The sequence below is a fragment of the Coleofasciculus sp. G2-EDA-02 genome, from assembly GCF_040226375.1.
GTDB lineage: Bacteria > Cyanobacteriota > Cyanobacteriia > Cyanobacteriales > Coleofasciculaceae > Coleofasciculus.
Genome location: NZ_JAVKEW010000023.1, coordinates 112875 through 135491, shown reverse-complemented (window position 1 = coordinate 135491; position 22617 = coordinate 112875). Strand labels below are relative to the sequence as shown.

General features: G+C 45.8%; 18 protein-coding genes. 9 read left to right on the top strand and 9 right to left on the bottom strand.

Annotated elements, in window-relative coordinates; translation table 11 throughout:
* Positions 1-98: 98 nt before the first annotated feature.
* The 7 genes from RLO19_RS02480 (at position 99) to RLO19_RS02450 (ending at position 7516) form a co-directional block, all read left to right on the top strand.
* Positions 99-1274 carry an RNA-guided endonuclease InsQ/TnpB family protein gene (locus RLO19_RS02480; RefSeq protein WP_446353538.1) on the top strand — a complete coding sequence of 392 codons (1176 nt, stop codon included), beginning with the start codon at positions 99-101 and terminating at the stop codon, positions 1272-1274.
* 89 nt (positions 1275-1363) lie between these two features.
* On the top strand, positions 1364-1912 hold the full coding sequence (locus RLO19_RS02475; RefSeq protein ID WP_446335986.1) for an Npun_F5560 family protein: 549 nt from the start codon (positions 1364-1366) through the stop codon (positions 1910-1912).
* Positions 1913-2346: 434 nt separating this feature from the next.
* The gene (locus RLO19_RS02470; RefSeq protein ID WP_446353536.1) at positions 2347-2853 is read left to right on the top strand and encodes a hypothetical protein; all 507 of its coding nucleotides are present in this window, start codon (positions 2347-2349) and stop codon (positions 2851-2853) included.
* A 28-nt stretch (positions 2854-2881) separates the two neighbouring features.
* Positions 2882-3520, top strand: coding sequence for a baeRF3 domain-containing protein (locus RLO19_RS02465; RefSeq protein ID WP_446353534.1), 639 nt, complete (start codon positions 2882-2884; stop codon positions 3518-3520).
* Positions 3521-3712: 192 nt separating this feature from the next.
* Positions 3713-4834 carry a phospho-N-acetylmuramoyl-pentapeptide-transferase gene (gene mraY / locus RLO19_RS02460; protein WP_446353652.1) on the top strand — a complete coding sequence of 374 codons (1122 nt, stop codon included), beginning with the start codon at positions 3713-3715 and terminating at the stop codon, positions 4832-4834.
* A 638-nt stretch (positions 4835-5472) separates the two neighbouring features.
* On the top strand, positions 5473-7404 hold the full coding sequence (gene dnaK, locus RLO19_RS02455; RefSeq protein ID WP_446353533.1) for a molecular chaperone DnaK: 1932 nt from the start codon (positions 5473-5475) through the stop codon (positions 7402-7404).
* Positions 7367-7516: a hypothetical protein gene (locus RLO19_RS02450; protein WP_446353531.1), complete on the top strand. Its 150-nt coding sequence runs from the start codon at positions 7367-7369 to the stop codon at positions 7514-7516. Before dnaK ends, RLO19_RS02450 begins: the two co-directional genes overlap by 38 nt.
* Before the next feature lie 179 nt (positions 7517-7695).
* Here RLO19_RS02450 and RLO19_RS02445 read toward each other — a convergent pair whose 3' ends face one another.
* Both RLO19_RS02445 and RLO19_RS02440 read right to left on the bottom strand, forming a co-directional pair.
* On the bottom strand, positions 7696-7935 hold the full coding sequence (locus RLO19_RS02445; protein WP_446353529.1) for a hypothetical protein: 240 nt from the start codon (positions 7933-7935) through the stop codon (positions 7696-7698).
* A gap of 368 nt (positions 7936-8303) precedes the next feature.
* Complete coding sequence (locus RLO19_RS02440; protein ID WP_446353527.1) at positions 8304-8924, bottom strand: type I restriction endonuclease; 621 nt, start codon at positions 8922-8924, stop codon at positions 8304-8306.
* 106 nt (positions 8925-9030) lie between these two features.
* Here RLO19_RS02440 and RLO19_RS02435 point away from each other — a divergent pair, with 106 nt between their 5' ends.
* Positions 9031-10626, top strand: coding sequence for a gamma-glutamyltransferase family protein (locus RLO19_RS02435; protein WP_446353525.1), 1596 nt, complete (start codon positions 9031-9033; stop codon positions 10624-10626).
* Positions 10627-11318: 692 nt separating this feature from the next.
* Positions 11319-11762 (top strand): hypothetical protein, encoded by a 444-nt coding sequence (locus tag RLO19_RS02430; RefSeq protein ID WP_446353523.1) that lies wholly within the window; start codon positions 11319-11321, stop codon positions 11760-11762.
* A gap of 55 nt (positions 11763-11817) precedes the next feature.
* Here the strand turns inward: RLO19_RS02430 and RLO19_RS02425 are convergent, their stop codons facing one another.
* The 7 genes from RLO19_RS02425 to trxA all read right to left on the bottom strand — a co-directional run bounded on the left by RLO19_RS02425 (position 11818) and on the right by trxA (position 22440).
* Positions 11818-12456, bottom strand: coding sequence for a hypothetical protein (locus RLO19_RS02425; protein WP_446353521.1), 639 nt, complete (start codon positions 12454-12456; stop codon positions 11818-11820).
* A 185-nt stretch (positions 12457-12641) separates the two neighbouring features.
* The gene (locus RLO19_RS02420; RefSeq protein WP_446353519.1) at positions 12642-13847 is read right to left on the bottom strand and encodes a Coenzyme F420 hydrogenase/dehydrogenase, beta subunit C-terminal domain; all 1206 of its coding nucleotides are present in this window, start codon (positions 13845-13847) and stop codon (positions 12642-12644) included.
* A 115-nt stretch (positions 13848-13962) separates the two neighbouring features.
* Positions 13963-14235 carry a hypothetical protein gene (locus RLO19_RS02415; RefSeq protein ID WP_446353517.1) on the bottom strand — a complete coding sequence of 91 codons (273 nt, stop codon included), beginning with the start codon at positions 14233-14235 and terminating at the stop codon, positions 13963-13965.
* Between the two features lie 228 nt (positions 14236-14463).
* Positions 14464-14799, bottom strand: a complete 336-nt coding sequence (locus RLO19_RS02410; protein WP_446353515.1) for a KGK domain-containing protein — start codon at positions 14797-14799, stop codon at positions 14464-14466.
* Between the two features lie 68 nt (positions 14800-14867).
* Entirely contained in the window at positions 14868-20312 is a 5445-nt protein-coding gene (locus tag RLO19_RS02405) for a CHAT domain-containing protein (protein ID WP_446353513.1), read from the bottom strand.
* A gap of 767 nt (positions 20313-21079) precedes the next feature.
* Positions 21080-21892: a DUF928 domain-containing protein gene (locus RLO19_RS02400; protein ID WP_446353511.1), complete on the bottom strand. Its 813-nt coding sequence runs from the start codon at positions 21890-21892 to the stop codon at positions 21080-21082.
* 224 nt (positions 21893-22116) lie between these two features.
* Entirely contained in the window at positions 22117-22440 is a 324-nt protein-coding gene (trxA, locus tag RLO19_RS02395; RefSeq protein WP_446336004.1) for a thioredoxin, read from the bottom strand.
* Positions 22441-22617 lie beyond the last annotated feature (177 nt).

Below are 22617 nucleotides of genomic sequence, written 5' to 3'. Positions count from 1 at the left end.
TTATGTTTGAAGCGCTCGCTCTTTGTTGCCAAAATAAATTAACATGATTTCAGAGAGAGTCAATGGACTGGGGTTGCTACCCTTGTGTCTTACCTACTATGTATGCCATCAAGCTGGAACTAAAACTCAATAACATTGAACAAACGTTGATGGCGCAACACGCTGGCTTTTCGCGGTTGGTCTATAACTATGGACTGGCGCTCTACCAGCAGGTGATGGATATCAAAGGAGGTGTGACCAAGAAGATTTCGGCAATCCGTAAAGTGCTAACCAACTTCACAAAGAAAAAGCCCGAATTCACTTGGATGAATCAGCTCTCCTCTCGTGTGTATCAAAACGCATTGATTGCCCTGAAAAACGCATTGACTCGCTTTTTTAAAGGGTTGGGAGAGTTCCCGAAATTCAAGCGCAAAAAAGACAAAGCATCATTCACAGTTGATTCATCGAATGGACAGGTAACGGTGTGGGCTGGTCGGAGGATAAAAATCCCGACTCTAGGGACGTTTAGGTTAGCTGAACCCGTACCCTTGACCTGTGCGACGCAGACATTTACTCTATCTCGTGTTGCATCTAAATGGTATGTGTCCTTTGCTATCCGGGCTGATAAACTGCCTGTTGGCTGTCAGGCTTTGGAGAAGGTTGGTATCGACTTGGGAGTGAAAAGCTTTGCCACATTCAGTGATGGGACAACAGTAGAAGCGCCCCCATCGATAAAGCAAGCGAAAATCAAGCTAGCTAAGATACAATGGCGTAACCGCCATAAACAACTAGGAAATAGGAAACAGGGAATACCCGCTTCCAATAACGCCAAGAAGTTCTACAAACGAGTTGCCCGATTGCATAGCCGAATTACCAATATTCGACGTGATTTCCTACAGAAGTTAACCACTTCTATCAGTCGAAACTATCATCACATTCGGATAGAAGATTTAAATGTGTCCGGGATGATGGCTAATTCAAAGTTAGCCGATGCGATTGGCAGTTTAGGGTTTTATGAATTTCGGCGTCAACTCACCTACAAACAATCGATGTTTGGTACAGTGGTGGAATTGGTAGACCGATGGTTCCCTTCATCGAAGATGTGTTCAGACTGTGGACACACACAACCGATGAAGTTGAGCGATAGGGTATTTCATTGTCTTGGGTGCGGTGCTGTTAAGTGTCGTGATTTCAACGCAGCAGTTAACCTAGAAAACGCACCAAAAGAAAAAGTACGGGCGGCTAGCTCGGAACTTAACGACTGTGGACAGGACGCTGCCGACAGCCCTGGTTGAAGCAGTAAGTAAACATCAATGTCCGCGTTTGGCGGAAATTGTATTAGTTTTATGTAGCAGTCCCTATTGTATTGGAGCTTTTTGCTATCGTGAACGCGACTGAAACCCAAACCCTACCAGCGCTGCAAACTGAAGTGTCTCGGCTTCGGGAAGAGTTACATCTGAGAGATCAGCTCGTGCAGCAGCTCTCTCAAGAGCTATTTCGCTTGGTTAAAGGCAATGCGAACTTCAAACCGCCAGCCGAGGTTTCTGAGCGTCATCAAGCCCAAATGCGAGTCTTGCGAGAACAGTTGCAAGATGTCGAGCAGCAAGTTAGATTTTACCAAGAGCAGATTACAACTCGCGATCAAGAAATTTATCAGTTGCGCCAGTCCGTGCAAGAACTAACCGATCGTTCTCGTATGTTGGAGCAGGTGGTTCAGGAGCTACCCCAAATTTATCGTCAGAAGTTTGCTGAACGCATGGCGCCTGTGAGAGAGAAGGTGAGCAGACTACAACGGGAGAATCGCCAACTTCATGCTGAGTTGCAAAGTGTCAGCTATCGGCTAGCGGTCAAGAATCGCAATATTACCCATGTTGACTTACCCAGTTTCGGTCGTCCCAGTAATAGCCCAATTCCTACGTTTGGTAGCATCTAATATAAAAAATAAGGCTGCATTTGTTTCTGATATCTGCTTTGGCAAGCTTGTTAACTGATGGGTATTTGAAGTCGCACTTCACGTAACTACAGTTATAGCAGTAGACACATAAGTTAGGAAAAATCAACTGTGGTAGAGACGTTGCATGCAACGTCTCTACCAAATTGTGTGTTCTGTACCAATACCAGCAGTTGCTATTATTTCCAGCACATATTCTTTGGCAAGGGGAGCATAACTTTCCTATCGTAAGGCAGATGTATTGGACATACTACCTTCGTTGAAATGAAGGCAGGCAAGATCCGAGCTTTTGGGCTAAACGGCAGCCCAACCCAAAAAATAGTCAGAGATTTAGCCTCTAACCGTAACGGTTAGCTGGCTATCTTGCCTGTTCGTTTAATTTTTTTCAATTGAAGAGAAGATAGGAGTTCAACTTCATGCCATTACTATCCACAGAAGAACTCAAAACTCTGGTTACACAGCCAGAAGGATTGTGTGTTTCTATTTTTATGCCTACCCATACGGCAGGTCCGCAAATCAAACAAGATCCTATTCGTTTCAAGAATCTCATGGGGAAAGCTGAAGCCCAGCTAGTTGAGCAGGGTATGCGCTCAGCCGATGCCCAAGAAATGCTTAAAAGCGCTCAAGAGTTGGATCGTGATGACTTTTGGCGTCATCAGAATCAGGGACTCGCCCTGTTCATCGCCCCCAATTTCTTTCGCTATTACCGTCTACCCCTGGATTTTGAGGAGTTAGTCGTAGTCGGTGAGCAATTTCACCTCAAGCCACTGATGCCACTGCTGACGGGCGATGGGCGTTTCTATATTTTGGCACTGAGTCAAAAGAAGGTGCGACTTTTAGTAGGAGGGCGCGATCGCATTCGGGAAATTCAGCCTGAGGAGGTTGACAATCTGCCAGAAAGTCTGATGAGTGTGCAACAGTGATGAGGATTCTGAAAATCAGACCCAATTCATGTCCTCTGAAACCTATTCCCCTGGTGGATTACCGGGTTCAGCTCCGGGAACACTCCATGGACGAGGTGTGGATGAAGATCACGAAAATCAGATTGTCCGCTTTTTGAGCAAAGTGAATAAAGGGATACAGGAGTTTCTACAGGATGAGACTGTCCCCCTAGTGCTAGCCTGTGTAGATTATCTCCTCCCGATTTATAAACGAGTGAATTCTTACCCCCATCTTCTGGAGGAAGGCATTACGGGCAATCCAGAGCTCTCCAAGCCAGAAGAACTCCATACTCAAGCCTGGGCAATCGTTCAGCCTACGTTTCAACAGGCAGAGAAAGAGGCAATTGACCGCTTCAGAGAATTTTCTGGAAATAATCAGGAACAAGCCTCTGATGCCCTGAAAGAAGTAGTGCAGGCGGCTTATAATCGACGCATTGATTCGTTGTTTGTCGCCCTAAACCATCAGCAGTGGGGTAGCTTTGACCCACAGAGCAATACGGTGCAGCTACATGAGCAACACCAGGCTGGTGACCAAGATTTATTGGATTTAGCCGCGGTTTATACCGTTTTGAATGGTGGAACTGTCTTTGCTGTAGAACCAGAGCGAGTACCAGCTCAATCACCGATAGCGGCAGTTTTCCGTTATTAATGGCTTGGTCGTTAGCGATCGTGATGAATCATCGGGCAACAATAAGTAAATTTGCTTGCTTGAAGGATTGATTGAAAGTACCCTATTGATGTTACGATTCCCATCAGTGCCGTGGGTCACACGGGAATCGTCAAGACGCCATGCGTCGCATTGTGTGTGAGGAAGTTCGATAAAGGGATGTTTTTGTCCGTGATAGACGCAAAATTAACTTCTGGGCGCTCGTTTAATTTAACGGGTTCGGGCCTCTTGACGTTACTAGCCGTTGGCTTGAGTCTGGGATCACTCATTCTAGATGGGTTGGGGGAACGCTCCCTTTTCGCCGGAGTCTCCATGACCTTGCCGTTGTTGATTTGTGCCCTGCTGAGTTCGGCGCTGGGATATGGGGTTGTTCCTTTTCTGCAAAGGCTGAAAATGGGTCAGATTGTCCGGGAGGATGGTCCGCAAACCCATTTACAAAAAGCTGGCACCCCAACTATGGGTGGGGTGTTTTTTGTACCTGTGGCGGTAATGGTTGCTCTATTTTGGTCGGGATTGGCGCTGGGAGGGCAAGAGTTTGTTAATGTCCTAGTTGTATCCGTTGTGACCCTGGCTTATGGGATGATTGGCTGGTTGGATGATTGGCAAATTATCCGCCGCCGTTCTAATAAAGGGATTTCCCCTCGCCTGAAATTGGCACTGCAAATCAGCGTGGGGTTGATGTTTTGTATCTGGCTAGCGGCAAGTCAACCGATTAGTATTACCGCGATCGCACTGCCGTTTGGGGTGGTTTTACCCTTAGGATTACTGTTTTGGCCCCTAGCCCTGTTTGTTCTGGCGGCGGAAAGTAATGCCACGAATCTTACCGATGGGGTCGATGGATTGGCTGGGGGCACCTGTGCGATCGCGCTTTTGGCATTGGCTGCGATCGTTGCCCCAACTTCACCGGGTTTAATGGTGTTCTGTGCCTGTCTCAGTGGTAGTTGTCTGGGGTTTGTTGCACATAATCGCCACCCAGCCGCTGTGTTTATGGGAGATACGGGTTCCCTCGCTTTAGGCGGCGCCCTGGCGGCGGTAGGACTATTGAGTCAGAATCTCTGGTGTTTATTTGTTCTCAGTGGTATTTTCTGTTGGGAATCGATCTCTGTGATTGCCCAAGTTGCTTACTACAAAGCCACAAAAGATGAGGCTGGGATAGGCAAACGGCTGTTTAAAATGTCACCCTTTCATAATCATTTGGAATTAAGCGGTTGGTCAGAAACCCAAATTGTGGGTGCGTTTTATTTGACAGGTGGGCTTTTAGCGTTGATGGCTTTAGGATTGCAGTCCGGCTTTTGAGCGATGGTTAAGTCAATCTGTAACCAGGCTTTTTAATCAGGGCGGGTTTTGTTGTTCAGTTATTTCAGCAATGCGGATTGTAGTTCCTAAACCCGCCCCTACAATAGACTGATTATTTATCAAAAAATCGGCTATTTAGAAGCTCCCTAGGAGACAAAAAGTAGAGTATTGCTTCTAAAATAACCCTATATATTACCCCGATATCGTGGGAAAAATCAAGTGCTTAACCACTTATTCCTGGTTGTGCTTGAGACTAAGGTTTGCCAGCCTAGAAGGGACACAGATGCTTTAACACAGTAACAGACGGCAAACACAACTGATTCATTACGGTTCGCCCCAATCCTTTATACCGTCGAGTTTCTTACATTAGACACAGCGCAAGACATCAGCACAAAGTTAACCGTTGATTATTGTTAATGGGAGAGCGACTAAAACTAGCAATCACCAAATCGAACCGTCCCATCTCAGGTTCGGGAACCCCCCCTTCATGAGACAGGCTAACCGAGTTCAGTATAGAGATTGGTAGCCGAAGCAATATTGAAGCTCCCCAAGGCTGCTGATTGAGCCAAGTTAAGGTTCAACAGTCATGCTCCCCGACTTCTCCAGTATTTGTAGTTAAGCGAACTTGGAACACTCTTATGGCAAAAGTAGTTGGAATTGACCTAGGTACGACAAACTCCTGCGTAGCCGTCATGGAAGGTGGTAAACCCACCGTGATTGCTAACGCCGAAGGCGGACGTACAACCCCTTCTGTTGTGGCTTATGCCAAAAATGGCGATCGCCTTGTGGGTCAAATCGCCAAACGTCAGGCGGTGATGAACCCGGAAAATACGTTCTACTCAGTCAAACGCTTTATTGGGCGTAGACATGGCGAAGTCACCAATGAAGCTACTGAAGTCTCTTATAAAGTCCTCAAAGTTGGCGATAACGTCAAACTTGATTGTCCCTCTCAAGGCAAACAATTTGCGCCTGAAGAGATTTCGGCTCAAGTCCTACGTAAGTTAGTCGATGACGCCAGTAAGTACCTGGGTGAAACGGTGACTCAAGCCGTGATTACCGTTCCCGCCTACTTCAACGACTCCCAGCGTCAAGCTACGAAAGACGCAGGTAAGATTGCTGGCGTTGAAGTGTTGCGGATTATTAACGAACCCACGGCGGCTTCTCTCGCCTATGGCTTAGACAAAAAGAGCAACGAAACGATTTTGGTCTTTGACCTCGGTGGTGGAACCTTTGACGTATCCATCCTGGAAGTCGGTGATGGTGTCTTTGAAGTATTATCTACCTCCGGTGACACTCACTTGGGTGGTGACGACTTTGATAAGAAAATTGTCGATTACCTCGCCGCTGAATTCCAGAAATCCGAAGGGATTGACTTACGCAAAGACAAGCAAGCTCTGCAACGTCTAACGGAAGCGGCGGAGAAAGCCAAGATTGAACTCTCCAGCGTTACCCAAGCCGAAATTAACCTACCCTTCATTACCGCTACCCAGGAAGGTCCCAAGCACCTGGATATGACCTTGACTCGGGCGAAGTTTGAAGAACTCTGTGCGGACTTAATTGACCGGTGTCGCATCCCAGTTGAGAATTCGGTGCGCGATGCCAAAATTGATAAAAGCGCGATTGATGAGATTGTCTTGGTTGGAGGTTCAACCCGGATTCCGGCGGTGCAAGAGGTAGTCAAGCGGGTATTGGGTAAGGAACCCAACCAAACTGTAAACCCAGATGAAGTGGTTGCAGTTGGCGCAGCGATTCAAGCGGGTGTTCTGGCGGGTGAAGTTAAAGACATTCTGCTACTGGATGTTACACCTCTATCCCTGGGTGTAGAAACCTTGGGCGGTGTAATGACTAAGATTATCCCCCGCAACACCACCATTCCCACCAAGAAGTCAGAAACCTTCTCCACGGCTGTTGATGGTCAAACCAACGTAGAAATCCACGTTCTCCAAGGTGAACGGGAAATGTCCGGCGATAACAAGAGTCTGGGGACTTTCCGTCTCGATGGTATTCCCCCAGCACCGCGCGGCGTTCCCCAAATTGAAGTCACTTTTGATATTGACGCCAATGGTATCCTGAACGTTACGGCGAAGGATAAAGGTACGGGTAAAGAGCAATCAATTAGCATTACTGGCGCATCCACCCTCCCCAGTGAAGACGTTGATCGCATGGTTAAGGAAGCCGAAGCCAATGCGACGGCGGACAAAGAGCGTCGTGAGAAAATTGATCGCAAGAACCAAGCCGATTCTCTGACGTATCAAGCTGAGAAGCAGATTAATGAATTGGGTGATAAAGTCCCAGCAGCTGATAAGACTAAGGTTGAAGGCTTGATTAAGGATCTGCGAGATGCGGTGTCTCAAGAAGACGATGAGAAGATTAAGACGCTGACTACGGAATTGCAACAAGCTCTCTACAGCATCAGTGCTAACTTGTATCAACAAGCGGGTGGTGCTGAAGCCGGTGCTGCTCCCGGTGGTGCTGGTGCTCCGGGTGGTGCTGAAGCCGGTGCTGCTCCTGGTAGTGAATCCGGTGGTGGTGATGATGTCATCGACGCTGAATTCTCGGAAACGAAATAGTCGGTTAGGATTAGAGGTTAGCCAGAGGCTAGCCTCTATTTTTGTGCAAATGCCCTGGTTGGTGACTCGCTATGCTAAGGATATGGCGGCGGGTGATGGGGTGTTGGTTTAGAAAGCCGGACAGGATGCGGGGATTTATGCGATCGCATAAATTATCGAACCGCCCCCACCCCCCTTCCCTCCCCTTTCGTTCCCCCCTGCGAGGGGGGAGGACAAAGGATGTTTCACTTTTTTGCACGGAAGGGGGAGTTCTACTCCCCTCTCCTACAAGGAGAGGGGTTGGGGGAGAGGTCAAGTTATGATTGGAGTCAAATCAATAATCATCATGCGCCAACCTGAATTCCCGCAGTCTATTCTCGATATCCTTTCTTCGCTGCAAGGCTTGTAGCAGGTTGCGCGATCGCTCCCTAACTTCTTGTTTAATTCAATGCAGCCGCCATCATGGGTGAGACGATGCTTCATTAATACAACAAACCCTTGAATGAACGCGCCGTCGTAACCCACCGAGTTATCCGGCAAATCACTGCTCAAAAAAATCGAATGAATCTCTTGATTTCTGCTGTGATTTCAGGTACTATTTCATCATGGGAAAATGTGCGCTCCTATAACCCCCTGCTCAACAACATTGGCATCCCTGACTATAAACTCCTAAATCTCAGGCTTATTCTCCCTGAACTTACACCTCAGCCGTTTAGATCCCCCTTAATCCCCCATGCAAAAAAAGCTCTCGCATCCTCTGGTTCCCCCCTTTTTAAGGGGGGCTAGGGGGGATCTCTTACTAAGTAAGGGTTTCAGTTTTAAGTTTACACCAATAGCACGGAGCGTGCGCCCCTACCAATCAAACCACTAATGTATTTAAGGTTAACTTGTTGGGTTTCGTTCCTCAACCTAACCTACTACTAGCGAATCAAACCACCAATGTATTTAAGTAAATTTAGGACATTATATAAGTCATCTTCTGGTTTAAGGATAGAAAACGCCTGAGATAAACTGTACTGGGGTTGATCTTGCCCAATGAGTTTAACAAAAACAAATTCTCTGCCATTCACCAATAAACCAAACCTTGGTTGTTTTCTGTTCCCATCACTCAGCATATAAGCCAGGGCTTGAGGTAAAGCCGTCATCACATCAAATTTAGTCGCCTTGGATTCAATCACTAATATCCACAACCGTTGCTGTACGACTAACACATCAATACTACCTTTAACGATAATGCCTTCATCTTCAGCCGAAATTTGAATCGAGGTTTCCGTTTCAATGGTAAAGGGGGGCTGATAAAATGCAGCTAAATCCAGTAAAGGAGACAGCACAACCATTTTGACTGCCTCTTCTGACATGAAACGGTATCGAGTTAAATTCAAGTAATTGCTGCGGATGCGGTTTAATGCTTGCTTTTCAGATTCGGTAACCGTGACATCACTCACCCATTCCGTAAAACAAGCGTCTTCGGTTAACTGTAAATCAAATGCTGTTTCTAAATCGTAGAGGCTGAGTTCTTTGGCAAAGATTGTTTGTACCATAGTATTATTACCCTTGGGGAGAGACTTATTTTTATTGTAAAATCACGCCCGTGTCCTCTCCCTGGGAATGCTGCGAGATAAGGGAGAAAATAATGAACAATGAACAATGAACCATGACCTAACTCACTATCCTTACCCTTCAACGCGACGGGTGATTATGGGTAAGCATTGTGCTGTCGCCACTAGCCAACCCCTCGCCACATTAGCGGGGATGGAGATGATTTGGGCGGGGGGGAATGCTGTTGATGCAGCCTTAGCGATCGCGATCGCACTCACAGTTGTTGAACCCACCTCTAACGGGATTGGGTCTGATACCTTTGCCTTAGTCTGGGATGGTGAGTTACATGGACTCAACGCTTCCGGTAAAAGTCCTCAAGCCTTAACTTTAGACCATTTTGCTGGAATGGGAGACATCCCCCAACGGGGGTGGTTACCTGTCACCGTACCCGGATGCGTCTGTGCTTGGCGAACATTATGGCAACGGTGGGGAAAATTACCCTTTGAGCAATTATTTGCCCCGGCGATTCGCTATGCTCGGTCAGGATATCCGGTTTCCCCGGTTACCGCAACGGCTTGGAAACAAGCGGAGGCGATTTTCCTCCCCCTGAAGGGGCGAGAATTTGAGCCATTTAAATCCGTATTTTTCCCCAATAACCGGGCGCCGCATCCGGGAGAGATTTGGGCAAGTGAGGCTCATGCTCAAACCTTAACCCAGATTGCTCAAACGGGGGGTGAATGCTTTTATCAGGGGGATATGGCTGTTGCGATCGCGAACTTTGCGGCGGATACAGGTGGCTTATTAACCGTGGCAGATTTCGCCGCCCATCAAGCGGATTGGGTTAACCCCATTTCCACCACCTATCGAGACTTACAGGTTTGGGAAATTCCCCCCAACACCCAAGGATTAACGGCATTAATCGCCTTGAATATCTTAGAAGGATTCGACTTAAGTCAATATCCCCGTGACTCCGTGGAAAGCTATCACCTGCAAATTGAAGCGATGAAACTGGCATTTGCCGATGCCAATCGTTATATTGCCGATCCTCGATTTATGGACATGGCAGTTGAGCGACTCCTGGATAAAGACTATGCCCAAACCCGTCGCCAGTTAATCACACAAACCGCGATTCCCTTAGCCCAACCCGGTTTAGCCAAAGGCGGAACCGTCTATTTAGCCGCCGCCGATGGGGAGGTGATGGTGTCGTTGATTCAATCCAATTATCAAGGCTTTGGCAGTGGGCTTCTGATTCCGGGTACGGGGATTGCCCTGCATAATCGGGGGTGTGGTTTCACCTTAGAAACAGGTCATCCTAATCAAGTCGCGCCGGGAAAGCGTCCCTATCATACGATAATTCCCAGCTTTCTCACCCAAGACGGTCAACCTTTAGGACCTTTTGGCGTGATGGGGGAATATATGCAGCCCCAGGGACATCTACAAATGGTGGTGAATCTGGCAGATTATGGGATGAATCCCCAAGCGGCACTGGATGCCCCACGATGGCAGTTTATCGCCGCAAATCAGGTACTTTTGGAGCCAACTGTACCTGCTGAGGTTGCCTTGGCACTCGCCCAACGGGGACATGACATTGAAATAAGTGCCGATGGGAAACGGTTTGGCAAGGGTCAGATGATTTTACGGCAGAGAGGCGTTTTTGTTGCGGCGTCTGAACCCCGTGGGGATGGATTGGCGTTGGCGCAGTAGTTGCAAGGGGAGGTTATTGGAGCAGGGCTGTAGGGGCGGGTTTAGACACTCAATGTTGAATCCCACCGATAACATCTGTAGCAAAACCCGCCCTTACTAACCCCAAATCCAAACAATACAACACGCTTATAGTCAACCCATGGCAATATTTTTTTACACGTCTTTAAGTAAATACATAGCTTGGCGAGAAAATAATTCCTTAGTAGAGGAGTAGAAAAATACAGAAATTGCACGAATTATTAAGGGTTTGGCGAATTGTTACCCTATTTTAGTCAATAGTATTCCCCAATATATAATATTATACCCCAAATCGACAAATCGCTGGAACCCCCATAATCTCGTCAATTTATTGGGAAAATGGCTCAAAAACTGGAGTTTATGAACTTTTGCTACAAAGACGTTATCATTTAAATGTTTAAACTATTTGACTGTGTGGTATCGCGTAAGTTTATTATTTTCTGGCGGATGCAGTACCTAATGGTTATCCGGAAACGAACATTCTGCACTCTGAAAGCATGGCTTGGTATAACCACAGTTAGTGGCGCTTAGTAAGTAATAATTGATCAATTGAAACTGAAAATGGGCGACGATTTGAGAATGGCGTATAAGGGTTAAAATCTAGAAGGAGATGCTGGTAATCTATGTCTCATTGATTCAGCCCTGTGTAAGATTGTCATTAAGTTGTCATAACCTTGTCATACCATCTTTCTAGAGTAGGGAGTGAAGCGAGTTCCCTCCAGATTATGCACGGTTCCAATAACTCAATGATTCTCCTAAATGAGCAAGTTATAGAAATTGACGAAATTACCCGCAAGCGTTGGGAACGGGATATCTATAGCCGTTTTAAGGAAGCTAGGGAACGCTTTCCAGAATTTTTTCCCTGCTTTGAACTAAAAAACTATCCGGTCAACGGATTATATTATTCTATTCACTTTAAGCCGTTGACCCAATACGCTAAACGCTTAACCCACCATACTGCCGATTTTCCACATACCGAGCAATTTAAACCCATTGAAATGCTGTGGAATGAATACGGCAAAAGTGAATTAGACATTTTATTTGAACGCTTCCCCACTCAGCGAGCCTTAAAACCTGCCAAACTGGGGTGGGCAAATCCTTTGGGGAAATTTTTCTAGCTTTAATGATTTTAAAAGTTCCCTCTATTAATTAACCTGGAGTGACAAATTCAGGTTAAACCTCATCCTGCATTTTGGGCAAGAATTTTTCATCCCGGTAGACCCAGGCGATTCCCAGTGGATCTCTCGATTGACTCCATTGTTCAAAGTCTGGAGCCGAACGCATTCTCTTGAGTAATCGATCGCCACATTTGAAGCGCTTGCAGAGTTCTCTGGCGCTGTGGGGTCGGGTTTGGGGAGGAGAAGCGGTTGCGATCGCGCCTTGCTCTTGCTTAGAGTTTCCCGTCCCTATATCAGATGCTATCTCGTCCAGGGAATACCCCACCAAGGGCATATCTCGGCTATATAATCCCTTTTGTTTGTGATATTGAATAATCGACTCTCCCGCAAACCAATCTAGGGCTGTACGCACCCAGAAACATCCCGGAACAGAGGACATTTCTAAGCACACAGGTGTTCGTTCACCCGTACTCTGAGCAACCAAGTGATGAGTGGGTTTAAACATTCCCTTTTCCGGTTTTCGGGTTGCTGATGCTTTCTTCTTCCTCGGCGCACAGTTGAGGCAGTACTTTGGTGGTGTACCCGGATAGCACTCACGAGTCGTCGCCTGATGACACTTCGCACAAATAAATGTGACGGGGCGGGTATAGATGGTTCTCGCGTGGGCGCGAACAATAAACGTTTTGGAGGGCATTGGTGTAGAATAATCAGTATTGTATTGTAATATTTAAATGTTACATTCCTGTAGGAGTAGGGGTGTAGGGCTGTAGGGGCGAAGCATTCGCGCCTAGATTGTTCGATTCTACAGCTCAATTTTCACCGCGAATGCTTCGCCCAAACCTATGCTCACCCCTACCCCCAAATTTTTAGTTAACTCCCTTAATCAGGTAAAGTATACTGTCCGACAATTCGCTTAGCAAACTCTGGCACATGGGCTTCTAATTTCTCTGGATGATGGCGCTTCACATAGAGATAATTGCGGGTAAAGTGGGAGTCAATCGAAAAACGAGCATACTCCAATCCTTTCGGACCAATCTTTTCAATCACCACCCCCATTAATTTGGCTGCCCACATCGGTAAAGTGACACCTTTATCATAAGCCGGAATACTCTGTTGCACCGCTTGGTGTCTATCGCCCTTAGACATAACCGATTGAGTTTCTAGCTGATTTTGCACCAAATCCAGCATTTCCTGTCCCCGCTCATTTCGCACCACTATCCATTGCCAACCAAAGGGGGCGCCCATGTAACCGACAACCAAATCCGCCAGAGAGTTGACATAATCAAAACAACTCATACAAGACGGGGCAAATACATCCTTAAGTTCTTTAGTATTCAATCCGAAGAAGGGGACTTTCTCAATTGAACCATCTTCGTGTTTGAAATGAACTTGAAAATCCTGCATAAACTCATAATGCACGACTGTATCAGGGGACTTGCTGGTGGTGTCTAGGAATTTCTGCAAGCCGGCGCGGGTAACATTATCTACACAGGGCGTACCCAGAACATAGAGTTTTTCTAAGCCCAGTTCTTTTTCCACCGCCCGTAATGCCTGAATTTGACAGCCGACGCCAATCACTAATAGGCGTTTCATCCCCGACTGTTCGACTTGTTCCAATACCGAAAGGTTAGGAGACAGGGTTGGCTTATTCACCCGCGCGGCGAGAATGTCCTCTGGAGTCCGGGCGATAATCGGCATGGGTTGAAAACGGTCTTCTTTTGTGTTCTGCACACAGACGACGCCTTCGACTTTGCCACTTGTGAGCATTTCAATGGCAATGGTGCTGACAATTCCTGTCCACTGCGCCCCTTCAATGGGTTGAATTTTCCGCGCCGCCATCATGTTTTGGTTGACGCCGAAATACCAATCATCGGGATTATCTAGATTCCGGCTACGTCCGTGAGTTTGGGTTTCTAATTTGGGAATCTGTTGGTTAAGAAATGCACAAGCTTCCTTGACATAGTGAATATAGTATGTATCACACAGACCACATTCGCTACAGAGTTCCTTGGCAGGGCGTATAGTCCCTGGTTTCAGGGCTTTAGCTTTTTTGTGTTTGGCGGAGTTGGGAGTAATCGCAGTCATTGAAAAAGGATTTTATCTTACGGGACGGTTCTTCTCTCAAGATATCCTAGTTCGTAATCAGGGGGTAATGTAGCGCAACCATGGAATAATCCATGTTTTTGACTCAACCGAAAGTCTAGGGGATATCCAATACCTCGACAGCATCAGCAACGATAACAGGCTTTCCTGCATACTCAGCTTCTATCGTCCGCCGAATATCCCCCTCCCAGGTTAGGTCATAATCCCGCTCAAAATCAGCCACTACGAGTTCTTGAACTTCCCCAATAACTCGGACATTCTGTTCTGCCAGAATTGGCTCTGTTGTTGCAGCGGTATTGATCACTAACACTTTATCAGCAAATATCTCACCGCTTTCTTCTAAGACATAAGAGAGAGATTTTCCGAACATTTAAGGCAGTAATGAAAGCCAGCGAATCAACAACGGTGCTATTGCCAGGAGGCTGACTTGCACTAACGCGATCGCAATCCACACCATAAGCTGAGATGAAATAGGCATCAGTCTACTCCTACTTGTGCTTGAGGCAATTTGTTCTTGATAACTCTTGCTCACCCGACATCAAATTAGCTTACCATTGAACAATGTGCTAATCTAGCCCATCATTCCAATAATTGGTAGTTACTCTTGTTCTGGTGATGTATTGCTGATCTTCAAGTTTTTGGATTTCCGACTCTCAGTTTCTTCTGGAACAAATTCTAGGCTGATTCTCACCGTGCCTTTTTGCCAACCTTTAGCCGTAAATCTCAAAACTTCAGCCGGAATACCCTTTTCGCTAAACCAGGCATTCTTATCTTGAGTCCATCCCTCTAAATCTTCAAGCTGCATCCGTATCGCTTCTACGAATTCCTCAACTCGGAACGTGCGATTCCCAAGTAAAAGTTGTGCTGATTCATCAACGGACAAAACTTCACCGCCCAAAAGTGGCTCAAACTGATTCTGATTATCTACGCTCATTTTTTGTCATTTATCATTGGTCATTGGTCATTTTTCATCCCTGTACCCTTTGCCTTGGAGCCTTCACTTTACCAAGGATTGCCAACAATACTAAATGCTGACCAGTAGTAGGGATGAGACAGATCTGGATTACCTGGTTTGGCATCAGAAGGTGGCAAAGTAATTGCTTTATCAGACAAGATTAATTGATTGTCTTCATACCTAACCCTCCCGTCAATCATTGCCACTTGCGCCCGTCGCCATGCTTCGGCTTTAATCGGTGCGTCATCCAGATGATTGTAAAATTCTGCCATCATTGGCAACGTTCCCCAATCTTCGATGTACCACAAACTGGCTAATACTGATTTAACTCCAGCTTTAGCTGCAAATCCAGCAAATCCCAGTTCTGCACTCGGATCACCTAATGCGGTACGACAAGCACTTAATACCACTAATTCTACAGGCGGATCATTCCAGCCTAAACTACGTACTTGGTCTAATCCTACCTTAGTATCCCATAACTGAATATAGGAATTACTGGGTACACCCGGTACAAATTCAGCATGGGTGGCGAGGTGAATAATACCAAAGGGTTTGTCTTCTCGTTGTCTCTTGAGATTGTTAACGGTAAACTTATCATTGAAAAAGGCTTGACCTCGCCACAGTGTATTAGTCAGAATCGATACCTCAGCAGCGGCAGCAGGTAATTGTTCCAAAAGGGGATTATTGGGAAATTCTGAGGCTCCCATTGCCAAAACGGGCATTGTTTTAATACTAGCATAACGGGTATCCGTGAGGCTAACACTAGGCATCAAACTGACGCTATATCGCTGCACAATAAAGCCATCTCCATCATGAATAGCGGCTAGGGGCAATGAGCGCAACCCTTCGTCGAGAATGAACACGAGATTTTCAATTCCTTTCTCTTGTAATTCTGGTTCTAAGGGTGCTACTAACCATTGATACAGTTGTTTGGCATCATTTAAATACCCAAACCCACCATCAATAATTTCCTGACGAAAGTTCTGTCCGGTAAGCAGTACATCCGATTGTTTAGCCCCTGACACTCGCTTAGTGATCACATCCTGCTCCGCTGTTACCAGCATCAGTTCGAGTTCCATTTCTGAGTTAGTGCTGCTAGGTACAAAAAACCCGTAAATTACAGCAGGCTTGACCCCAGTCGCAACTTCAATGCTACGCAGGCGACTCCGAATTTCATCTAAGGTGAGGATTTTTTCCGCCTCCATTCCCATTTGTTTCTCAAATGCTTGAGTAAAGTAGCGTTCTATTTTGTAAACATCAGCATTGAGAATTGGCTCTTGATCTAAGGCATTAGGAGTAGGAGGTCGTTCTAAAGGTCTTTTAAACTCTATTAGCGGACTATTCGGATTATTCAGATTATTCGGATTATTCGGATTATTTGGATTATTTGGATTATTCGGACTATTCGGATTATTTGGATTATTTGGATTATTTGGATCATTCGGGTCAGTTGTAATAATCCGAATATTGCCCAGAGTATAGCTTCCTGGAAATGACTGAACCGGTGCGATAGTAAACTCACCACTGGTAATGGCTTCAGCCGTACCATTATCACTGCCATTACCCACTACAAAAGGCTCATTTCTTGCGCCACCATCGTGACGAATAGTAATATCGCCGCCACCGTTACCGCCAGCCGTAGAAATGCTAGCTTCTCTGCTATTTTGATCAGTAAAACTGCCTGTTGCTTTAAAGAAGCGTTGGGTCGTGATTTCAACATCACCGCCTTGACCATTGCTTCCGCCTTGAGCATTAATGGAACTGACGGTAATATCTTGGATGGGATCAAGCAGAACGTTACCGCCATCGCCTTCAGTGCCACTAGAATTGATAGCTCCAGTCGTAATCCTGATATTCGCATTTACAGTGATATCGCCACCAGTGGCTGCAGAAGAATTTAAGTCACCCGTATTAATCCTTCCGGCTTGACTGGTGAGATTAATTATGCCGCCAGAGGTGGTGATATTTTCTGTGTTCAGATCAGTATTGGCACTCAGTTCTACCTTGCCGTCAGTTGCTGTAATATTGCCGACAGTCAGGGTATTCGTGGTATTGAGAAGTAAGTCTCCCTCCAGGATTTGAATATCTCGAAGATTTGCCAGATTAATTGTGCCAGTTTCCGGTTGATGAGTCAAGCTAGTGGCTCTTGTCGCGTCTTTTGCCGTCACATTAAAAGCACTACTAATTGTCAGGTTTCCCAGAGGTATACGGCTACCTACTTTCTCCTCAAAGATCACATTACCTGTTCCCGCCGTAAGATTTAGATTTTGAGTCCCATCCAAAAGATTATTAAACAGAATATCTCCCGTTCCAGCGCCTGTAGATAGGAACGTTTCACCCGTCAGAGTGAAAGCATTTTCAAATTCAATAGTACCGCCAACCGTAGTAATCTGGAAGTCACCACTTAGCTGAATTTGTTCGGGAATGTTAACCTTACCCCCTGTCGCACTATTGTTTACAGTTAAATTTCTGGCAGTGATATTAGCGAGAGTAATATTGCCACCTTCAGCACCTGTATCTAACCGGATCGTTGTATCTCCCGTACCAGAATTAATTCGTACTTTAGGGTCAATTAAAATCTCAGCTTGCCCTGCATCACGAAAATCTCTAATCGCATTCCTATCATTGGCAATTAAGGTCAAATCGCCATTATCGGTTGTAATATCAGCCTTAACAGAAATACTCCGACCGGCTTGTAACGTTAATCCGCCGCCAACCCCCTCCGCTTGAGTTTCAATAACATTATTCACGATAATATCGTTGTTTGCCTGCAACACCATCTCTGTGCCAGTGTTAGTAATGTTGGTAATGGTGTCAGCATCGATGGTAACCTCGGAGTTAGGGTTATCATCAAACATGAAGCTTGAAGAAAATAAGTAAACCTTTCCAGTATTGTTAGCAACATCACCCGTATAGTCTCCGACAAATATCTGTGTGCCAACTGTAGTCACCGAATTTCCAAAATGAGAGCCACCAGAAGGATTGGGAAGCGTTTGTAGTATATCTCCTGTGTTGGAATTAAACAAATAGGCAGAGCCTACCGTCCCTATTTTTGTATTATCACTAGGCGCACCCCCTAAAACATTTGCTCCTACCATCGCTATCGACGAGCCGAAAGCTCCATTCGGTGTAGATTGGGGACTTTCAAATGTTTGCAGAAGATTGCCTTGCTGATCAAACAAATAGGCAGCTCCTGTTGTTCCTGAATTCGTGTTATTCTTAGGCGCACCGATCAGGATATTTTCTCCTGCTGCAGCTACAGAAGTGCCAAATTCACCATTTTCATTATTTAGGTTTTGGAAGCTACGTATCAAGTTACCTTGACTATTGAACAAATAGGCTGCTCCTGTAGTGATAGTATTTGGAGCATCACCAGGGGCACCAACTACTATATCTGAACCAACTCCTGATACGGCATAACCAAAGTGACCACCATTTGTAGGTTTTTGGCTGAGCAAACCTGTTTTGTCTTGCCAATCATTGCCACTAAATAAATAGGCAGCTCCAGCATCCGAGGCTCCTGCCGTATCATCAAAAGGAACACCAACTACTACATTGTTCCCTACTCCAGCGACAGAAAAACCAAATTGGTCGCCTTGTGTGGCTCCACCAGCGAAGCTTGGTTTCAAAAAGATTCCTAATTGATTCCCTGAATTATCAAACAAATACGCTGCACCTGCATTATTAACTCCTCCTGGATCATCTGCAGGAGCGCCAATTAGCACGTTTATCCCTACTCCAGCGACAGAAAAACCAAATTGATCTCCCGCTGCATTAGTATCATCGGGATTTAGAAAACTGTGGATTAAGCTTCCATCGTTACCATCAAATAAATAAGCCGCACCTGCATTGGTTCCCTTCGTATCATCCCCAGGATCACCCACTAATATATTGGAGCCGACTGCCGCGACTGAATATCCAAATTGATTATTGGTTAGGTTATTAGGATTAAAAAGTTCTTTTAACGGAGCATTAGTCTCCCCAATTATGATATTTTTAGGATCAAGCAATAACGTACCCGGTTGACCGTTATCTGCTCCAGCATCAGCGTGCCCCGTAAAAACTAGCAACTCTTTGCCAGAAACCTCAATAAATCCCCCATCTCCCACTTGAGTTCCACCACGGGCGCTTATCGTCCCGTAAAAGCCTGTAACCCCATTTGCCCAAACAAAAACCGCACCGCCTGTCCCCTGTACCCCGGCATCAGCCGTAATCAGCGAGTTTTCACTGACGAGGGTTTGAGAGGCATTAAACGTACCTTGACCCTGATAGTCGCCGCCCAGTCGTACTGTTCCCCCGCCATAAGTCCCAGAAGCGTTAATTGTGGCATCAAATACACCAATTTTGTTGCCCAAGACATTCACAGACTGGGAATCGACAGTAGGAGACGCATGAGAAACATCCAGAGTACCAGACGCGATCGCAACGCCTGCTTGTGTGGGTACACTCATACCAGAATCCTGAAGCTGTACTTGACCTGTATCCGTAACGGTTAATCCCGTCTCCACACTTTCCTCTGTACCCGTCAGCAGCGTTGGTAAATCCAAGGGTTCAATGGCTTTGATCTCCCCATTGACACCTGTTGGCGGTACAAATTCTAAACTTAATAATTGTCCCGGTTGACTAATCCGCACCCGATGGGATTCCGGTACAGCCGCCATTGTAATTGTGCCGCCCGGTGCACTCAGTTGCCCGGTGTTAATCGTATGTCCCGCCAGTAAGGTTAAATTGTGTCCTTCAGATACAGCTAAATTGCCACCATTAATGAGAGTTGCTCCTTGAGCCAAATCAAAGGCAAACTGATTGGGATCACCAATTAAGCTTTGATAGTTATTTTCACTAAAGACATTAAACCAATTCTCACCCTCAAAGCCAATTCCTGTCGCGGTTGTGGCTGTAAATGACGCGGGAACATTTAAGCTCGCATTGGCGCCAAATATAATTCCCGCCGGATTCATCAGAAACAGATTTGAGTTGCCTCCCGTAACTTTAATCAAACCATTAATAATTGAGGCATTCCCCCCAACCACCCGCCCTAAGATATTACTAATTTGAGGATTAGAAATAAAATTGGCAATTTCATCCGATGAAAGACCAAATTGTTGAAAACTCTGAAATAGATTTGCCCCATCTCCAGAAATTGTGCCACCGTCGATGTTAAATTGGTTACCGTTTTGGTGAACCGTTGTACCTGTCCCATCCACCGCCTCGGTAATGGATTGAGCCATGATTAAAGTTGAGGGGTTGCTCGGTGCGGCTTTCTTGGTTACAATGGTATCTTTAAAATAAGGATTGGGTGCAGACTTTTGAGTAACTAAAGGGTTTCTCAATAGAGAGCTAGGGTTAGGGTGCGAAACAATCGGTACGCCCGTTTTATTTGCATCGGCATGGATTAATGTTGCCTGAGTTGGCGGTATACCAGTTGCCGTCGCACCAAAAATGGGTAAGGTAGCCAACAGTAGGGTTGCTCCTTTCATTGCAGAATTAATCATAGGGGCTACAAAACTCCGTCGAATAAGTAGAACTGATGTATAGGACTTTACCGACAGGATGCCACTCAACCCTACATATAGTAAGTCCTAACCGGAAGCCACACCGAATCCCAATACGCTTACTCAGCGATCAAATAGTACGTTGAATTTTCAAGAGACACCAAAACTATTGCTGTTGAATTATTCTCGATAGTATCTGAATAATCAACCTGGGCTATATCACTCCCATTTTCAGGGTTACAGTATCTGTTATTGGTTTTAGCTAAGGTAAACCTAGGCAAATGCTCAATACAAATGCCCCTCAAAGAAATTCACAACCGGGAATCTCTTTGCCAGGATGACTCAATTAGGGTCAGCCACTAACCTATATTCTCCAATGACAACAAAATACTAAACCATTGGACGAAAAAGCCACAGTATTTAGTGATACACCACTTACTAATTTAGGAACTATGTAATCTACTTCTTTATAGCACACTGTTTTCAAGGTCAAGTGGCTATGGTATTAAAATTAACCGAGAGGGCGATAAGCTGTTCCCTGTCTAGCACAGGAGAACAGCCAAAGTGGGAAAGCGCATGATCGAACGAGATAGTGTAGCGGGGTCTTACAGGATCGAATCAAGTCGCTGATATCCTATATGTACAATCGGATGATGCACATTCACTAGATATAGGGGTTTTGGGGAATGATGTAATACAAGCAACCTGAGTTTGAGGACATGGTGATTGATAATGCTCAGTTGAGAACCCCTATACAAATTTAGGAATTACTTAGCAGAAGCACTACAGCATTCCGTAATGGGTTGGGATGCGATCGCCTCGAGTTCAATGTCCTCTAACAGATTCGTCCAATCCGCCGCCAGGGCGCGATTGGCTGTTTGAGTACGGCGAAGATTGCCGATCAGGGTGATAGAATCAAACCAAATCCCATTCCGGGCAAAGATAACCACGCGATCGCGTGGTGTCACAACACTATCCAATCCTTGTTTGAGTTCAGGGGTTAAGGGAACACGTTGGATGGAACCTCTAACTCGGACTCGTTTAGGATCAGTGGAAACAGTCGCCTGTTGGGGATCTTCACAGTAAACGGTGAAAATCCAGTTGTAGTATTGGTTTTCCTTTAGCGCGGGTGTGGTTGGCGGTAAAGAGATGCTAATTACGCCGGGTAGGGTGTTTGTCACCCGATAGGTAGTTTCGTACAATTTTTCACCCTGATCACTCCAGAGGGCAAATTTCATCGAGTGGAATTTATTCGCGCCATCGGGAAGATAAAACCAGAATGTGGGATGTTCCTCTACCGTTAATCCCAAATTGGTATCGGGAATCAGGGCGAACAGTGGTTCTCCGGTTTTACCCGCCCCACATAAACTACGACTCGCGCCCCCGGTGCGATCGCCAGGGCGCCCCCTACCCGATAGATCGAGATTAAACTCAAGCATGTCTTGCAGCGAGGGAGTATTACTCGCTGAGTTGATTGGTTGAGATTGAGTCGCGATCGGACTCACCAGACAACCAACCACGACTGATGCGATCGCCACAACACGTTTGATGGGTGTAGGCGATATAGGTATCCTAGTCATGACATAGTAAAGTCTATAGATTTAGACATTTACTAGTACAAGGGGCAATTTCCTCATCCGGATTTACGATAAAAGTTCAGAAAAACTTATATTTATGTTGACTTGGGGGACTAGACATGGAACTGGAATAGAGCTTACAGGCTTTTGTAGCTGTAGCGACTCATAGCGCCTGCAAGCTTAACTAGCCTTAACCCAACTCGGCTTAAGGCTGAATCGATTATCGATTAGAGATACTTTTCTAGAGTATTTGCCAATGTTGTTTTTGGCACTGCACCCACAACCATATCGACTCGCTGCCCTCCTTTAAAAATCATTAAGGTAGGAATGCTGCGAATTCCGTACTGACTGGCTACATTGGGATTTTCGTCAGTGTTGAGCTTCACAACCTTGACCTGACCTTCGTACTGTTGTGCAATTTCATCCACCACAGGTGCGACCATCCGACAAGGACCACACCAAGGTGCCCAAAAATCCACTAAAACGGGAACGTCACTGTCTAGGACGTCTTGCTTAAAACTGGCGTCTGTAACTGCTACGGCTGTTGACATGCCTGGAAATCCTTGCGTGTACTGTTTCTACGTTGTCTTGGATATTTTACCACAGAGAAAACTGAGCGTTCTCCTGCCAGAAAAGTATATATTTAGACATAAATTGTCACATTTAATCAGTTGAGATGTCAATGTATCGTGGCATTGGAGCTTGATACTCAAAAGGAACCGCCCGAA

What these genes read in the sequence shown, in the direction of transcription:
- trxA (WP_446336004.1), bottom strand. Translation starts at nt 22,440, where the DNA reads ATGTCAACAGCCGTAGCAGTTACAGACGCCAGTTTTAAGCAAGACGTC.
- RLO19_RS02450 (WP_446353531.1), top strand. Translation starts at nt 7,367, where the DNA reads ATGATGTCATCGACGCTGAATTCTCGGAAACGAAATAGTCGGTTAGGA.
- RLO19_RS02415 (WP_446353517.1), bottom strand. Translation starts at nt 14,235, where the DNA reads ATGTTCGGAAAATCTCTCTCTTATGTCTTAGAAGAAAGCGGTGAGATA.
- RLO19_RS02465 (WP_446353534.1), top strand. Translation starts at nt 2,882, where the DNA reads ATGTCCTCTGAAACCTATTCCCCTGGTGGATTACCGGGTTCAGCTCCG.
- RLO19_RS02425 (WP_446353521.1), bottom strand. Translation starts at nt 12,456, where the DNA reads ATGCCCTCCAAAACGTTTATTGTTCGCGCCCACGCGAGAACCATCTAT.
- RLO19_RS02400 (WP_446353511.1), bottom strand. Translation starts at nt 21,892, where the DNA reads ATGACTAGGATACCTATATCGCCTACACCCATCAAACGTGTTGTGGCG.
- dnaK (WP_446353533.1), top strand. Translation starts at nt 5,473, where the DNA reads ATGGCAAAAGTAGTTGGAATTGACCTAGGTACGACAAACTCCTGCGTA.
- RLO19_RS02480 (WP_446353538.1), top strand. Translation starts at nt 99, where the DNA reads ATGTATGCCATCAAGCTGGAACTAAAACTCAATAACATTGAACAAACG.
- RLO19_RS02440 (WP_446353527.1), bottom strand. Translation starts at nt 8,924, where the DNA reads ATGGTACAAACAATCTTTGCCAAAGAACTCAGCCTCTACGATTTAGAA.
- RLO19_RS02435 (WP_446353525.1), top strand. Translation starts at nt 9,031, where the DNA reads ATGAACCATGACCTAACTCACTATCCTTACCCTTCAACGCGACGGGTG.
- RLO19_RS02405 (WP_446353513.1), bottom strand. Translation starts at nt 20,312, where the DNA reads ATGATTAATTCTGCAATGAAAGGAGCAACCCTACTGTTGGCTACCTTA.
- RLO19_RS02420 (WP_446353519.1), bottom strand. Translation starts at nt 13,847, where the DNA reads ATGACTGCGATTACTCCCAACTCCGCCAAACACAAAAAAGCTAAAGCC.
- RLO19_RS02470 (WP_446353536.1), top strand. Translation starts at nt 2,347, where the DNA reads ATGCCATTACTATCCACAGAAGAACTCAAAACTCTGGTTACACAGCCA.
- RLO19_RS02410 (WP_446353515.1), bottom strand. Translation starts at nt 14,799, where the DNA reads ATGAGCGTAGATAATCAGAATCAGTTTGAGCCACTTTTGGGCGGTGAA.